Origin of the sequence: Nitrosococcus wardiae, from assembly GCF_004421105.1 — a bacterium.
GTDB classification, from domain to species: Bacteria; Pseudomonadota; Gammaproteobacteria; order Nitrosococcales; family Nitrosococcaceae; genus Nitrosococcus; species Nitrosococcus wardiae.
In genome coordinates this window covers 879,085-893,438 of the sequence record NZ_CP038033.1, presented here as the reverse complement: position 1 = coordinate 893,438, position 14,354 = coordinate 879,085, and the positions used below count along the sequence as shown (strand labels likewise).

Genomic DNA, 14,354 nt, shown 5'->3' with positions numbered 1-14,354 from the left:
AATGGTTCCTGAAGATAAGGCAAAACAAGAGCTTGAAATAAAGGCTATGCCAGAAAAGGAAAGACAAGAAAAGAAAAAGGAGAAGGAGCCTGCCTTCAAATCAGAAGACCTGAGATCGCTGAATGATTACTACCAAATCAAGAAGCTATCGGCCACACGGTTTTTGTCCGCGTTAAAGAAAAACAAGGTAGCAAAGCTTCAAGAAAATGATGTTCAGCATTGCCTTGATGGTCTTGATGACAAGGATCCGGAGTTTGCAAGAACTCTGGATCTTCTTTTTTATGCGGCGCGTGCCCAGTCACCATTGGCGAGACAATGTATTACTTTTGCTTCGCAAGCATGCAGGCAGCAACTGAGTAAGCACTACCAGATCGATCTGGATTTGAACAAGTCCGCGGACGTTATATTTGCGGAAGCGTTTCACGGCCTCAAACCGGGCCTAACCGGGAAAAAGGTAGATAACCGATCAGTAAACCTGTTGAAGGCGATGGGCATTTGGAAAATCCATAGCAGAAATCTGGATGAGATAGAGGCCGTCGGATTCCTCGCAAAGGAGCTTCTTTCCAAGAAAGCGAATAGAAATGGAGGGATTCCTGCCATATTCGAAATTCTGTTCAGGCCGATGAACAAGATCAAGGCAATAACCGACATGCTGCGGATTGCCGAATATGGTTTGATCAAGGCGCAACACGCTCGGGAATTGGAGATGCGGGAAAGACAGCAGAGAGACAGAGAGTTCAGGCGCGCACAGGACTATCTGGACCAGCTAAGGGAGGCTAGAGCAGAGCTGGAGAGGAAAGAGGGAGAGATAGCCGATCTGAGGGCAAAGCTAAAGGCTTCTGAGGATGAAAGGGCCTTTCTTGAGAAAAGAATCGAGCACCAAAAAGCGATCAGTGCTCACAGGGAAGGCGAATTGAGGGGGCACTCCAGGGTATTTCTGGAAAAGAAACTCAGTCCGCTCTTAGAAACGGCCCACGAATTTGCGGAACTGAAACTGCCAAGAGAGAGCATTATCGTTGAACGCTTGGAAATGGCCAGAGAAGAAATCAGGAGAGAAATCGAATGGCTAAGATCTACGGATTAGATTTCGGGACAACCAATTCACTGGCGTCAATTGTTCTAGATGACGTAGATGAGAAGATGCTATCACTGGTCAACGAAGATGACCGGATGCCACATCCTTCGGTTATCCGATATCACGGAAATGAGGTGGTCGTAGGGCGGGCCGCAAAGAATGCCATTGAAACGACTGACGTGGGCGTCATAGGTGATTTTGTCCGCTCCCCGAAACGCTACTTGGGAAGCGGTGAGAAAATCCACGTTGGTGGCGTAGCGAGGAGTGTTAGCGATGTCGTGGCTGAGATATTGAGGCATGTCCGTGATGACGCTCGTCAGCATAGAGAAATTAACGGGGAAACATTTGAACGGGCGGTGATGACGATCCCTATCAATGCAGTGGGGCGCGCCCGTCGCGATCTCCGTGAGGCAGCCTTGAAAGCAGGACTCCATATTCATCAGTTTGTGCAGGAACCTTTTGCGGCGCTATATGGCTACTTGAGGTCTCTTTCTGGTTTTCAAAGGCGGCTCGCCGAGCTTGAAGGCCAGATCGTTCTGGTCTTCGACTGGGGAGGAGGAACCCTGGATCTGACGTTGTGCAAAATTACCAAGGGCATGTTGGTCCAGATACAGAGTAAGGGGGATAACACGGTAGGTGGAGACAGGTTCGACGATCGGTTGATCCGATACGCCAAGAATGAGCACATGAAACAATACAGTATCGATAGCGTTGCCAATGAATTCCCACATGCCGAAGCAAAATTGATCGCACAATGCGAGACCGCAAAGATAGCGCTTTCGGATAGGTCGAGCATCAAGATCGGCGTAAGGCATTACCTTAAATCGGATGGGCCCGATCACAGCTTGGAAGTGAAAGTCACCAGGGAAAAACTGATCGAACTGACGAGGGATATAGTCGACGCAGGGATGAAAAACATTGATGAAATCCTTGAATCAACCGGAGTGAATCAGGCTTCTATAGCGCTTTGTCTGGCCACAGGTGGGATGGTTCGCATGCCCTATATCAGGGAGCGTCTGCTGGAGCGATTCGACCCACTTCGTGTTCCGAAAATAGATGATGGCGACAGGATTATTTCGCAGGGTGCGGCATGGATAGGCCATGACGGGGTGCGCCTTACGCTTGCTAAACCATTCGAGCTATTACTGGGGAATGATAATTACTCCACCCTGATTAGCGAGGGTACGGAACTTCCCATTGAAAACCAAAATTTCGCCTTTCCTTTCAAAGCTTACTGTATAGATCCCAGGGACGGATACGGGAAATTTCAATTTGCCAGACCGGTATGGCCTGATAGGAACCTGCCAGGAGACCCGAGAAGGAGCTACGCGACTCTACTTGTTGCTGTAGATGAAGAAGCTGCACCATTGACCGAGCGGCTCAATATCAATGTGAATATCGATCACGACCTAGTGGTAACAGTAACGGCTAGCTCATCGATGGTGGGGCACCTTAGCGAGCGTGAGATCCATAATCTAGAGTTCGGGCTGTCTATGGGGCAGGGTGTTAAAGAGCAAACGAATCCAGATAATAGCAACGGCCAAAGAAACAACGAAGTTAACCTCAAGCGGGAAGTAGGTGCTATTAAGTTCCGCTCAAATATCGTAAGGGGTGACCAATCGTGGGATTTGGTTCCAGGAGACCTGGTTAAGAAATACAGGAACAGATTGCCTCCATTATGGGAGCCAACAAGACGGCAGCACGATGAGAAGATGTATTACGTTCCTTGTACATACTGCAAGCGAACTTGGTATCAAATTCGGTTAGAGGGAAGTGAAAATTGCACGTGTAGTAGTGGTTCAGTAAAGGAAATGGATGCTAAGGCGCAGAAGGCCAAGATTAGCGAATGGCAGGATTTTCTCCGCTCAGAGGAGAGCGTCATTAACGATACAGGATACTCTGTTGTCAAGGGAGCTGATAGCAAGGGAATCCAATAATGCTTCGCCGCTACAGCTCACGCCGAGCCAGCCTGTACGAAGAATTCCTCAAACCCCGCCTGACTGGGGCCACGCGTTACGACCGCATCGCCGGCTATTTCCAGAGCAGTCTGCTGGAGCTGGCCACCGAAGACCTGGTGCGGATTCCGCTGAGCCGTGTTATTTATAACTATAGGTTCAACAGGACTGGAAATCAACCATCGGGCACTGCTCGGCCTCCGATCACACCGCTTGTATGCTTCGCGGGAAAGCGGCGAGCCGAGTTACACTGTACCAGGCTTTAGGACCGCCAGGCTGCTTCCGCGACTTAGTCCGACACCGCTTGAGCTTGCTGGTTCAGGGGAATAACTTCAGCGCCTGCTTTGATTCTGTCCAAGTAATCCGCCCATTCTTGCATCATCTTCCGACGTTCCGGCAGGTGGGCCGTCCGGTTGTAGGCGCGGCCATTGGGGTCCCGTACGGCATGGGCAAGTTGGTGCTCAATGAAGTCGGGCCGGAAGCCCAAGACTTCATCAAGAAGGGTTCGCGCCATGGCCCGGAAACCGTGGCCCGTCATCTCTTCCTTGGCGATCCCCATGCGCCGCATCGCGGCCAGAAGGGCATTGTCACTCATGGGTCGGGCCGCGCTCCGCGCGCTGGGAAAAACGTAGCGCCCGCGTCCGGTCAGGGGATGCAGCTCCCGGAAGATGGCCACTGCCTGGTGGGAAAGGGGCACGATATGGGGCCTATTCGTTTTGGTCACGAGATAGCGCCACTCGGCGGCCTCCAGGTCGATGTCAGCCCATTCCGCCTTGCGCAGTTCACCGGGGCGAACGAAGACCAATGGCGCGAGGCGCAGGGCACAACGCACGGTGAGGGTACCTTCATAGCCGTTGATGGCCCGGAGTATCTCGGCAATCTCTTTCGGTTCAGTGGCGGCGGCAAAATGTTGGCTTTTGACCGGGGGTAAGGCACCCCGCAGATCACCAGAAGGGTCCCGTTCAGCGCGTCCCGTGGCCACCGCGTAGCGAAATACCTGGCCACAACTACTCAGTGCCCGGTGGGCGGTTTCCAGGGCCCCCCGCTGTTCAATTCGGCGGATGACCTCGAGGAGTTGAGGGGCGGCAATATCGGCCACGGGCCGGCCGCCGATCCAGGGGAAGATATCGCGCTCCAATCGGCGGATGATCCGCTCGCCATGACTTGCCGACCAGTGGAGAGCATGTTTGGCCAACCATTCCCGCGCCACTACCTCAAAACTGTTTGCCGCCCGATCTTCCCTCGCGGCCTTCTTCGCCTTACGGTGCTCGCCGGGGTCGATCTCATTGGCCAGCAGCTTGCGTGCTTCATCGCGCCGTTCGCGGGCCTCCTTTAAGGACACCTCGGGATACACGCCCAGGGAGAGCCGTTTCTCCTTGCCCCCAAAACGGTATTTCAAACGCCACCACTTGCCCCCGCTGGGGGCCACTTCCAGATAGAGCCCCCCGCCATCAAAGAGCTTTTTGGGCTTATCACCAGGCTTAGCATTACGAATGGCGGTATCCGTCAACGGCATGGGGGCAACTCCTTAGGGGGGCAACTCACTTGCCCCAAATGTTGCCCCCACTTGCCCCCGGATGTCAATGGATATTGTTGCCCCTTGATGGACAACAAATCCAATAAAAAACCCGCAGTGGCGCGGACTTATGGATGTTGTTGGATGGTGCTGGATGGTGAATTGGTGGCTATGGGTGGATTCGAACCACCGACCTCAGCATTATGAGTGCCGCGCTCTAACCAACTGAGCTACATAGCCAAGAATCTTTAAAGTGTGTGATGAGAGTCCGTAACTAAAAACGGCTTTCAGAGTAAAAAAGGATTTTACGTTATCTAGCAGATAATTGTCCAGAAGGTCAGAAATTATACATTAAAACGAAAATGCATGACATTACCATCCTGAACGATGTAGTCCTTACCTTCAAGGCGCCATTTCCCCGCCTCCTTGGCGCCCTGTTCTCCTTGGTAAGCCATAAAGTCCTCATAGGAGATGACCTCCGCCCGAATGAACCCTTTTTCAAAGTCAGTATGGATGACTCCAGCGGCCTGGGGGGCTGTTGCTCCGATGGGAACTGTCCAGGCGCGAACTTCTTTCGGACCGGCAGTGAAGAAAGTCTGTAAGCCTAATAACTTGTAGCCAGCACGAATTACCCGGTTTAAACCTGGTTCTTCAATACCAAGCTCAGCTAAAAATTCCTCTTTTTCGGTATCTTCCAACTGGGACAACTCTGCTTCGATAGCAGCGCATACGGGGACGACTTCAGCCCCTTCTTTGGCGGCTAATGCCTCTACCTCCCGCAACCAAGGGTTATTTTCAAAGCCATCCTCAGCCACATTAGTGATATAAAGGGTCGGCTTGGAGGTAAGTAAATGCAAAGACTGCAGGCTTTTCCACTCCTCCTTCTCAAGCACTAGGGCTCGAACCGGCTTACCAGCATCCAGGTGTTCCCGCACTTTTTCCAGTAAGTTTTTGAGGGCAAGGGCCTCCTTATCCGCTTTTGCTGCCCGAGTTGCGCGGGATAAGGCCTTTTCTATGGTCTCTAGGTCTGCCAGAGCCAACTCGGTATTGATCACCTCTATATCCCCCAGGGGATTCACTTTTCCAGCCACATGAACCACATTTTGATCTTCAAAACAGCGCACCACATGGGCGATAGCTTCCGTCTCACGAATATGGGCCAGGAATTGATTACCAAGACCTTCCCCTTGAGAGGCGCCAGCGACTAAGCCAGCGATATCCACAAACGTCATAGTGGCGGGAAGGACCTGCTGAGGACCAACGATGGCAGCAATTTTATCTAGCCTGGGATCGGGCACTGGCACGACACCCACATTGGGATCAATAGTGCAAAAGGGATAATTCTGCGCTTCGATACCTGCCCGGGTAAGGGCATTAAAGAGGGTAGACTTACCCACATTGGGCAAGCCCACAATTCCGCATTTAAATCCCATGGATAGTTAATTCCTAGAGTTGGCTGTGCAATCGGTGCATGGCCTTTTCTATGTCATCTGCCAGCACCTCGGGTAAAACCTCAAGTCCTGCGGCAATGGCCGCTTCAATAGCTTGTTGATCTGCTGCCGAGGGACGGTTTAACACGTAATTAACCACACCCTGGCTACTCCCAGGATGGCCAATTCCCAGGCGTAGCCGCAGAAAATCCCGTCGTCCCAGGCGATTGATAATATCCCGTAGGCCATTGTGTCCCCCGTGTCCCCCACTGCGCTTGAGTTTGGCACTTCCAGGGGGGAGATCCAAATCATCATGGATGATCAATAAGCGTTCAGGGGAGAGTTGGTAATAATTCAGAAGGGCGAGTACCGCTTGGCCACTATGGTTCATAAAAATCGTCGGTTTGAGTAGCAGTACATTGTGCCCGTACCAATTGACGCGGGCAAAATCACCAAAAAATTTCGCCGCTGGCTTAAAGTCTGTCTCTTGTTCCTCAGCGAAAGCATCTATCCACCAGAATCCAACATTATGGCGGGTCTGAGCATATTTAGCTCCTGGATTACCCAGACCCACCAACAACCAAGCAGTTGTGCCCACAGGGCTCACTAACGGCAGTCTACTCGGCAGCTTCAGCGCCACCTTCAGTTCCCGTTTCCTCTTCTTCGGCAACCCGTGGTTTATGGATAGTCACTACCGGTTGATCATAATCCTCGCCAAGTTTCAACGCTGGAAGCTCGACGCCCTCAGGAAGCTTTAAATCAGATAAATGCAAAGCTTCACCTGCGCCGAGATCAGTCAAATCAACTTCAATATACTCCGGCAAGTCTTTAGCCAAGCAAGAGATTTCAACATCGTTCAACAGGCGGGCTACGATACCGCCTTCCTGCCTTACACCGCGGGCAACATCATCGCCTATAAAATGCAGGGGCACGTTTATAGACAGTTTTTGGGTAGAACTTACCCGCTGCAGATCCAAATGAAGTACTTTATTAGGATTTGCCGGATCTCGTTGCAAGGCCTTAAGTACAGCTTTTTCCGTCTTGCCGTTAGCGTGAATAGTTAAAATATGAGAGTAGAAAGCCTCATAGCCCAGATGCTGAAAAAGCAAATTATGATCAAAAGTAAGAGAAACAGGTTCTTTCCCAGCACCGTATAAAATAGCAGGTACTTTGCCGACGCGGCGCAGGCGGCGGCTCGCACCTTTACCCTGCTCGCCACGGACATCGGCGTGGAGTTCAAATAGGTTTTCCATGGTCATTATAGTCTCCAGTTGACGAATCAAAAGCGCCATACACGTTGCCTCGCCTCCCCCGCGACCAAGGGTAGCGAGCAACAATGCGGGGCATCTTATTCCACAAATAGGGAGCTGACGGACTCTTCGGTACTAATCCGATACACAGTCTCGGCCAGCATTTCAGCAATACTGAGTTGGCGAATCTTGCTACAAGCTCGGGCCTCCTCATGGAGTGGGATAGTATCCGTCACAACCAACTCATCCAACATAGATTTATTGATGTTTTCTACTGCTGGCCCGGAGAGCACCGGGTGAGTGCAATAAGCAATCACCTTAGCTGCCCCATTTTTCTTGAGTGCTCGGGCAGCCTCACACAAAGTGCCCGCCGTATCCACAAGATCATCGACCAGCACACAGGTCCGTTCCCTGACATCGCCAATAATGTGCATTACCTTCGCCTCATTGGGATGGGGCCGGCGCTTGTCAATAATCGCTAGGTCTGCTTCCAAGTGCTTTGCTAGGGCCCGTGCCCTCACCACCCCCCCCACATCAGGGGATACGACGATTAAATGGGGATATTGATGCTTCCAAATGTCACCCAGAAGGACCGGCGAAGCATAGACATTGTCTACTGGCAAGTCAAAAAACCCCTGAATCTGATCGGAATGGAGATCCACCGTCAGTACCCGGTCAGCGCCAACAACGGTAATCATGTTCGCAACAACTTTGGCACTGATAGGCACGCGGGCTGAGCGGGGCCGGCGGTCCTGGCGGGAATAACCAAAATAGGGGATCACGGTCGTGATTCGGGCTGCTGAGGAACGTCGAACAGCATCCACTAGGATCAGCAATTCCATTAAATTGTCGTTAGTGGGGGCACAGGTAGGCTGAACGATGAAGACGTCCTTGCCTCGCACGTGCTCCATCAACTCCACCATCACTTCCCCATCGCTGAAACGACTTACCAAGGCTTTGGCCAAGGGGAGATTGAGATAGGCGGCGATGTCCTTTGCCAACTGAAGATGGGCATTACCGCTGAGGATAATCATGCGGGATGGAGACTCAGGCCCAGGCCCGGCATTGGAATCCCATGGAGGATAAATACGGAATTTTCTTGCGCGCGTCAGCACCATTACTCTCGAAAAGGAGAAAAAATGATGTTAATTTTACCGGAAAAAACTGGCTGGGGTGCCAGGATTCGAACCTGGGAATGCGGGGATCAAAACCCCGTGCCTTACCACTTGGCGACACCCCAAAATAGTTAAAACCACCCTAGCACTGTTTACCTACCGCTTCTTCTAAACAACCTAACAACGGAGAATAATTACAGCCTTTAGCAATAATACCTTGCCAATGAGAAGGCGCTTGCGCCAACACTTCTAAGGCTTGTGCCTTTTCATCAAACATGGCAAATATACTACTGCCTGTGCCTGTCATCCTGGCTGGGGAAAACTGCGACAGCCAATCAAAGGTCTCAGCAACGATAGGATATCGCTCTCGTACTACAGGCTCACACACGTTTTGCCCTTCGCCACCAAGAAAGCTAGATATTGTCATCGGTTTGCAATCTCGTGTCAATTCTGGGGTTGCAAATATCTCACGGGTGGAGACCTGGATCGAGGGGGTAATGACGAGATACCAGCGCTCAGGTAACTCCAGTGGCTGTAATTGCTCACCAACACCTTCCGCCCAAGCGGCACGGCCATAGACAAACACAGGCACATCCGCACCTAATTCCAACCCTAATTGCGCCAACTGTGATGTGGATAACCCTGTAGCCCAAAGATGATTCAAGGCCACCAAGGTGGTCGCCGCATCGGAACTACCGCCGCCTAGTCCACCCCCCATGGGGAGGTGCTTGTGAATGCGGATTTCCGCTCCCTGAGAGCAGGCCGTTCTCTGCTGCAAGAGCCGAGCGGCACGATATACCAAATCCTGCTCTACTGACACATCCGGCAAGGGTGATAAATGCTTGAGGCTACCATCTGGGCAGGGCTGGAATTCTAACCAATCACAAAAATTAATAAATTGAAAAGCGGTTTGAAGGAGATGATAACCATCCTCACGACGCCCAGTGATATGGAGAAACAAGTTCAATTTAGCAGGAGCAGGCCAGGTCAACATACAATGCTTACACCAAATGCCAGCGATCAATGACTAACCGTAGCCGAAGTTTCGGATTGTCTAGAAACACTTTACCAGGAAGCTGGTAATTCTTAACTGACTGGTAACCCAGATAGCGGATTTGCCAACCCCCTTGAGACAGAGAATGCAGGCGTCCAAAAGGATCCAGAGAGCGGCTGAGCACGGGCAACCCTGGCGCCGGCAATCCCAGTAGCCAATAACGCAAACCGCTCACAGGCAGCGACCATCCTAAGCGAATTCCAAGGAGCTTTTCAGCCGATTCTGCCGTTATCGGGGCCTCCTTAGGCACCCGGAGAGTAACCCTTTCCGGGTTCCCACGTAGCTCGACACTCCCCTGCCCCAGAGGAGAAATCCATAAAATCTCAAACTTATCGCCCTTTTGTACCCAACGCAGTGTCCCCGTCCATGCCTCTTGGATAGCATCAATGGCTAAACGTCCCTTCAGTTTCCACCCGCCAAGCTTTCGCAAAGCAAGCTGGCGCTTCTGCCAAGTGTGCTCGGGATCAAAAGGGGGAGGAGGTTTGCGAAGCGGCGTACAGCCAGCAAGAAGTGCAATAATCAGCACTCCAATAATTGAAAGTTTGGCCTGTCTCATTCCTGAAAGCGCTGCATAACTTCCAGGAGCACTTTACTGCCTTGGTTTGTTTCCAGAGAATGCCGCCATATTTGGCGAGCACCTCTCTTATCTCCCTTTATCCACAATACTTCTCCCAAATGGGCAGCAATCTCGGGGTCTTTACGAAGCTCTATCGCTTTACGCAAATATTTTTCTGCCTTGTCGTAATTCCCCAAGCGATAATGCACCCAGCCCATACTATCCAAGATAAAAGCATTATTGGGTTGTAGTTCCATCGCCCGGGAAATATAGCGCAAAGCCTCTTCAAGGCGCTCTGTGCGATCCGCTAATGTATAACCAAGGGCATTAAGCGCCTCGGCATTATTGGGATCTAGCTTAAGAACCAATTGCAAATCCTGTTCAAGGATATCTAGCCGACCGAGGTTTTCCGCCACCAGAGCGCGAGCATAGAGCAGATTGGTGTCGTCCGGCCGCTCTTGCAACGCATGATCATAATGGGCCATTGCCTCCCTATAACGCTCAGCATTGACCAAGATCTCACCTTCTGCAAGCTGAAAGCGCGCGGCCTGCTCAGGAAATTTTTTGCTTAACAATTGCAGGCGCTGACGTGCAGCTTGCATATTGCCCTGCTGTGCTACCACCACGGCTTGACGGACCTGGGCATCCACCACCAGCCCACCTCGGGTAATTGAGCCGTACCACTTAATGGCCCTCTGGGGCTGGCCCTGCAATTCAGCTAATCGTCCCAAGTAAAAGCGGGCTTGTGCTGCACTCTCGCCTATTTGGAGGAGCCGATGAAAGTAGTTTTTTGCCTGTTCATACTCCGATTGTTCTATAGCTAAAAGGCCTTGGGCTATGAGGACATCCGGACTCTCGGGCTGCTCCTGTTCCAACTGCCCGAACAACGCCTGAGCTTTAGCCACCCGATTAGCTTCCATCAGTATTTGGCCATAGGCTAAGCGTAGCGGAAAACTTGCCTCTCCCCTTTCAATAACGCTTTCTAATGATTCCAGGGCTGCGTTCTCCTTCCCCTGCTGCTGGAGAATTCGACTCCGCATAATGAGAGGCCTATCCGCCTCTGGGCGTTGGGCAATCACTTGGTCTACAGTGCGCAGAGCAATATCCAACCGATCCAGCTGCAATGCGAGATAGGCGTAACCATAGAGGGCATCTGGATCCTTGGCTTGAAAGGCGGAAAGATTGCCCATTAAGGTGAGGGCCGTTTGTGGGTCCGCACTCCCGGCTAGCATTGCCGCTATCTTCAAAAAAACCTGCTCCCTTGCTTCTGAGCTCAGGAGAATCAAATGCTCTAGGTGATTTTCAACCTCATCATATTGCTGCAGCCCAAGGAGCAGAGAGACCAAAGCCTGGCGGGCATCCCCATTGTCCGGAGCAGTTTCCACCCATAACCTAGCCGCCTGGGTGGCATCGTTGATTTCCCGAGCGAAGAGGGCGATCCGGGTTGCCCGTTCTGCAAGGCGTGGGTCACGGGTATCCTCCGCTGCCTGCAGGTAATTTCTCATGGCATAATCGATTTGACCGCGTTGGCCTGCAATTTCAGCGGAAAGCAATTGATAGAGCAACTCAGAACTCAGCTCAACAGAGGGGTACCTTTTTTCAGGTACCACCATTTCTGCTGGTAGGCCTGTGCTATTCTCTTGGGCTTTGGTAAGGGCTATTGGGCGTGTCTCCTGGGTAGCACAGCCTGCTAGCACCAGGGGCAATATCAACCCAATAGCTAATCGAAAAGGAGCTTGCTTCATCTATATCTCCGTCACTCCTGGAAACGATATCCCGTCAATACGAATAATATGCTTCATTTTTGGTAGTATATAGGATTAGCTTGGATAACATTTTCGCATACTTAATCTTAAGGTCCCCTATGAGAATGCGATTTGACTTATTTAATGTAAGAGTCCCGGCGCGTATCCTGGTTCCGGGCGAAGAACTATTTCGAACCTAAATGAGAAAACGCGCTCCATTAAGATTAACCCAATACCAGAGCTAAATAGCGCTCTTTCTTATTCCTATGCAATTGCTTGCCTTTGGTGTCAATCATAAAACTGCACCGGTAGCTATCCGAGAACAGATCACGTTTACGCCAGAACATCTGCCCTCAGCGCTGACGGAATTGATAGGCTACAGTGGTGCCAAAGAAGCGGCTATTCTATCTACCTGCAACCGGACTGAGCTTTACTGTGGCTGTATACCGGGACAGCAGGAGGCCATTATTGACTGGTTACATCAATACCATCACATGCAGCCTAAGACCCTTGAGACTTGCCTCTATACCCATCCTGATCACTTGGCGGTACGCCACTTGCTTCGAGTTGCCAGCGGTCTGGATTCCATGGTCCTTGGGGAACCACAAATCTTAGGCCAAATTAAGGCAGCTTATAGCTACGCCTTAGAAGCAGGAACCATCGGCCGTGTCCTAGGACGCTTATTCCAACATACCTTTTATGTAGCTAAACAGGTTCGCACCGATACCGCGATTAGTACCAGCCCCATCTCGGTGGCCTTTGCCGCAGTTAGTCTAGGGAAACAAATTTTTGGCGACTTGGGCTCTACAACCGCTTTTCTCATTGGTGCGGGTGAGACCATCGAGTTGACAGCGCGCCATCTGTTTGCAAACGGGGTGGGCCACCTCATTGTCGCTAACCGGAATCTTGAAAAAGCCTATCAGTTAGCCAGCCAATTCAACGGCTATGCTATTCCCCTTGCGGATATACCGAAACACTTAGCAGAGGCGGATATCGTTATCTCCTCCACTGGGAGCCAGTTGCCCATCCTGGGCAAAGGTGCCGTAGAGCGGGCCTTGCGGATCCGTAAGCATCGCCCTATTTTCATGGTGGATATTGCCGTCCCCCGGGATATCGAGCCTGAAGTAGGAGAATTGCAGGACATCTATCTTTATAATGTGGACGATTTGCAAGAGGTGGTCCAAGAAAACCTCCGCTCCCGCCAGGCAGCGGCGCTACAGGCCGAGGAAATTATTGACACCCAGGTGGAACATTTCATGGAATGGGTGCGGGCCCAAGATGCGGTGCCCGTCATCTGCGCTGTCCGTGAAGAGGCGGATCAACTGCGCCAGGAGGCTTTAGAAAAGGCCCGCCGCCGCTTGGCTCAAGGCCATGACCCTAACGAAGTATTGACCATGCTGGCCCATAACTTGACGAACAAGCTATTACATGTGCCCAGTAGACAACTACGAAGCCTAGGTGCTGCAGGAGATGAACTGGCGTTACAAACAGCCCTTAAAATTTTCGATGTTAACCATTTTAAAGCTTAAAGAGATCTGTCCATGAAGGACTCTATTCGGAGTAAGCTAGAAAACTTGGCTGAGCGACAGCAAGAGCTAGCTGCCCTATTAGCCGAACCGGAGATAGCCAACGATCAAAAGCAATTTCGTGAATTTTCTCAGGAATATGCCCAACTTGAGCCGGTCATTGGCTGTTTTAGAGACTTTGAGGAAACTCAAAATGCCCTCAATGAAGCCAAAGCACTGCTCAAGGATCAGGACCCGGAACTTCGGGCCCTTGCCCAGGAAGAGGTGGCTGCAGCAGAAAGGAAACTTGAACAACTTGACCAAGAACTGCAAACCCTCCTGTTGCCCTCTGACCCCAATGATAAGCGTAATATTTTTTTAGAAATTCGCGCGGGTATTGGCGGCGATGAGGCCGCGCTGTTCGCTAGTGACCTCTTACGTATGTATCTGCGCTATGCTGAACAACGGGGTTGGCGGAAGGAAATCATAAGTGATAGCCCTGGAGAATATGGAGGGCATAAAGAAATTATTATACGAATTGTAGGCGAAGGCGCTTATTCACGTTTAAAGTTTGAATCTGGCGGCCACCGCGTCCAACGAGTTCCCCAAACTGAGTCCCAAGGCCGTATTCATACCTCCGCTTGCACTGTCGCCATTATGCCCGAAGCTGAGGAAATTGATGACATTGACATTAATCCCTCGGATCTGCGCATTGATACTTTTCGTGCTTCTGGGGCAGGTGGACAGCATGTCAACAAAACCGACTCAGCCATTCGGATCACCCACCTTCCTACCGGGATTGTCGTAGAATGCCAGGACGAACGTTCCCAACATAAGAACCGTGTCCGGGCAATGTCACTATTGCGAACTAAGCTAAAATCGAGGGAGGAAACCAAACTAGCGGCCGAAGAAGCCGCAACCCGGCGCAGCCTTGTGGGTAGTGGAGACCGGTCGGAACGAATTCGCACTTATAATTTTCCCCAGGGGCGGGTAACTGACCACCGAATCAATTTAACCCTCTATAAGCTTGATGAAATTTTAGAAGGCCATCTTGATGCGGTGATCGATCCATTGATCGCGGAATATCAAGCTGATCAATTGGCGGCGCTAGGTGATTAACACCGATAGAAGGCTGGAAGCCTCAGAAAAAAGA

12 protein-coding genes and 2 tRNA genes are annotated in these 14,354 nt (G+C 51.3%); 4 read left to right on the top strand and 10 right to left on the bottom strand.

Features of this window, described 5'->3' with window-relative positions; all coding sequences use genetic code 11:
• Window position 1: 1 nt before the first annotated feature.
• Window positions 2–1,084: a hypothetical protein gene (locus E3U44_RS04335; protein WP_134356834.1), complete on the top strand. Its 1,083-nt coding sequence runs from the start codon at window positions 2–4 to the stop codon at window positions 1,082–1,084.
• On the top strand, window positions 1,063–3,012 hold the full coding sequence (locus tag E3U44_RS04330; RefSeq protein ID WP_134356833.1) for an Hsp70 family protein: 1,950 nt from the start codon (window positions 1,063–1,065) through the stop codon (window positions 3,010–3,012). The genes E3U44_RS04335 and E3U44_RS04330 overlap by 22 nt, the downstream gene beginning before the upstream one ends.
• Before the next feature lie 307 nt (window positions 3,013–3,319).
• Here E3U44_RS04330 and E3U44_RS04325 read toward each other — a convergent pair whose 3' ends face one another.
• The 10 genes from E3U44_RS04325 to E3U44_RS04280 all read right to left on the bottom strand — a co-directional run bounded on the left by E3U44_RS04325 (window position 3,320) and on the right by E3U44_RS04280 (window position 11,696).
• Complete coding sequence (locus E3U44_RS04325) at window positions 3,320–4,546, bottom strand: tyrosine-type recombinase/integrase (protein WP_134356832.1); 1,227 nt, start codon at window positions 4,544–4,546, stop codon at window positions 3,320–3,322.
• 163 nt (window positions 4,547–4,709) lie between these two features.
• Window positions 4,710–4,786, bottom strand: a tRNA-Met gene (locus tag E3U44_RS04320).
• Window positions 4,787–4,890: 104 nt separating this feature from the next.
• Window positions 4,891–5,979, bottom strand: coding sequence for a redox-regulated ATPase YchF (ychF, locus tag E3U44_RS04315; RefSeq protein WP_134356831.1), 1,089 nt, complete (start codon window positions 5,977–5,979; stop codon window positions 4,891–4,893).
• Window positions 5,980–5,992: 13 nt separating this feature from the next.
• The gene (pth, locus tag E3U44_RS04310) at window positions 5,993–6,574 is read right to left on the bottom strand and encodes an aminoacyl-tRNA hydrolase (RefSeq protein WP_134356830.1); all 582 of its coding nucleotides are present in this window, start codon (window positions 6,572–6,574) and stop codon (window positions 5,993–5,995) included.
• Window positions 6,575–6,593: 19 nt separating this feature from the next.
• Complete coding sequence (locus E3U44_RS04305; RefSeq protein WP_134359655.1) at window positions 6,594–7,229, bottom strand: 50S ribosomal protein L25/general stress protein Ctc; 636 nt, start codon at window positions 7,227–7,229, stop codon at window positions 6,594–6,596.
• A gap of 95 nt (window positions 7,230–7,324) precedes the next feature.
• Window positions 7,325–8,260, bottom strand: coding sequence for a ribose-phosphate diphosphokinase (locus E3U44_RS04300; protein WP_166805148.1), 936 nt, complete (start codon window positions 8,258–8,260; stop codon window positions 7,325–7,327).
• 131 nt (window positions 8,261–8,391) lie between these two features.
• Window positions 8,392–8,466: transfer RNA gene (locus tag E3U44_RS04295), tRNA-Gln, on the bottom strand.
• Between the two features lie 17 nt (window positions 8,467–8,483).
• Window positions 8,484–9,335 (bottom strand): 4-(cytidine 5'-diphospho)-2-C-methyl-D-erythritol kinase, encoded by an 852-nt coding sequence (gene ispE, locus E3U44_RS04290; protein ID WP_134356829.1) that lies wholly within the window; start codon window positions 9,333–9,335, stop codon window positions 8,484–8,486.
• Window positions 9,336–9,342: 7 nt separating this feature from the next.
• Window positions 9,343–9,951 carry a lipoprotein insertase outer membrane protein LolB gene (gene lolB / locus E3U44_RS04285; protein WP_134356828.1) on the bottom strand — a complete coding sequence of 203 codons (609 nt, stop codon included), beginning with the start codon at window positions 9,949–9,951 and terminating at the stop codon, window positions 9,343–9,345.
• The gene (locus E3U44_RS04280; RefSeq protein WP_134356827.1) at window positions 9,948–11,696 is read right to left on the bottom strand and encodes a tetratricopeptide repeat protein; all 1,749 of its coding nucleotides are present in this window, start codon (window positions 11,694–11,696) and stop codon (window positions 9,948–9,950) included. The genes lolB and E3U44_RS04280 overlap by 4 nt, the downstream gene beginning before the upstream one ends.
• Before the next feature lie 266 nt (window positions 11,697–11,962).
• Between E3U44_RS04280 and hemA the strand changes: the two genes are divergently transcribed.
• Window positions 11,963–13,225, top strand: coding sequence for a glutamyl-tRNA reductase (hemA, locus tag E3U44_RS04275; RefSeq protein WP_134356826.1), 1,263 nt, complete (start codon window positions 11,963–11,965; stop codon window positions 13,223–13,225).
• 12 nt (window positions 13,226–13,237) lie between these two features.
• Window positions 13,238–14,320: a peptide chain release factor 1 gene (gene prfA / locus E3U44_RS04270; protein ID WP_134356825.1), complete on the top strand. Its 1,083-nt coding sequence runs from the start codon at window positions 13,238–13,240 to the stop codon at window positions 14,318–14,320.
• The last annotated feature ends 34 nt before the right edge of the window (window positions 14,321–14,354 follow it).

Excerpts from the sequence above, each read along its gene's own strand:
- hemA (WP_134356826.1), top strand. The coding sequence starts at position 11,963 with ATGCAATTGCTTGCCTTTGGTGTCAATCATAAAACTGCACCGGTAGCT.
- E3U44_RS04280 (WP_134356827.1), bottom strand. The coding sequence starts at position 11,696 with ATGAAGCAAGCTCCTTTTCGATTAGCTATTGGGTTGATATTGCCCCTG.
- E3U44_RS04300 (WP_166805148.1), bottom strand. The coding sequence starts at position 8,260 with ATGATTATCCTCAGCGGTAATGCCCATCTTCAGTTGGCAAAGGACATC.
- E3U44_RS04305 (WP_134359655.1), bottom strand. The coding sequence starts at position 7,229 with ATGGAAAACCTATTTGAACTCCACGCCGATGTCCGTGGCGAGCAGGGT.
- prfA (WP_134356825.1), top strand. The coding sequence starts at position 13,238 with ATGAAGGACTCTATTCGGAGTAAGCTAGAAAACTTGGCTGAGCGACAG.
- ychF (WP_134356831.1), bottom strand. The coding sequence starts at position 5,979 with ATGGGATTTAAATGCGGAATTGTGGGCTTGCCCAATGTGGGTAAGTCT.
- E3U44_RS04325 (WP_134356832.1), bottom strand. The coding sequence starts at position 4,546 with ATGCCGTTGACGGATACCGCCATTCGTAATGCTAAGCCTGGTGATAAG.
- E3U44_RS04330 (WP_134356833.1), top strand. The coding sequence starts at position 1,063 with ATGGCTAAGATCTACGGATTAGATTTCGGGACAACCAATTCACTGGCG.
- lolB (WP_134356828.1), bottom strand. The coding sequence starts at position 9,951 with ATGAGACAGGCCAAACTTTCAATTATTGGAGTGCTGATTATTGCACTT.
- ispE (WP_134356829.1), bottom strand. The coding sequence starts at position 9,335 with ATGTTGACCTGGCCTGCTCCTGCTAAATTGAACTTGTTTCTCCATATC.
- E3U44_RS04335 (WP_134356834.1), top strand. The coding sequence starts at position 2 with ATGGTTCCTGAAGATAAGGCAAAACAAGAGCTTGAAATAAAGGCTATG.